We start from the raw sequence: 452 nt of genomic DNA, 5'->3' as shown, positions 1-452 counted from the left end.
CCAGCTTCAATTCCTCGTCTTTCTGCGGTTAACATTCCTATATTGTAATCTCTGATCGCTCTTTGTCTTGTCTCGTATTCTAACCTCTTCTTTTCATCTGCACTTAATTTATCCAATACGTCATATGCTTCTTCCAATTCAGAATTTTTCTTTGCCATTTCTTCAAAATCCTTTCTGGTTTTTCCTCCAAGAAAGCGCATCCACTGCAACAGACTTGTCTCATTCTTCTCTTCCGGCGGAAGTTTCGACAATTCTAAGACATGCATCTCCATAAGATCTGTATACTCTTTTCCTGTCTTTGCATCACAGAATACAATTCTGCGATAACATTCTTTATCATCTTGAAAGTGATCATATGCAAGAATACTCACATGGATACACTTCTTCAAACAATCGTATCCCTCACCTTCTTTGATCTCACCTGCATACATCTTACTCAGATAATAAACAGA

At 37.6% G+C, this 452-nt stretch carries 1 protein-coding gene; it reads right to left on the bottom strand.

Translation table 11 applies throughout. The annotated features are described in order from the left end of the window. On the bottom strand, positions 1-452 hold a 452-nt coding region (locus tag LI162_RS15300), incomplete at both ends, for an Rpn family recombination-promoting nuclease/putative transposase (protein ID WP_226875943.1).

The sequence above is a fragment of the Mediterraneibacter sp. 210702-DFI.3.120 genome, assembly GCF_020561005.1.
Taxonomy (GTDB): domain Bacteria; phylum Bacillota; class Clostridia; order Lachnospirales; family Lachnospiraceae; genus Mediterraneibacter; species Mediterraneibacter faecis.
This window is presented reverse-complemented; position numbering and strand designations above follow the sequence as displayed.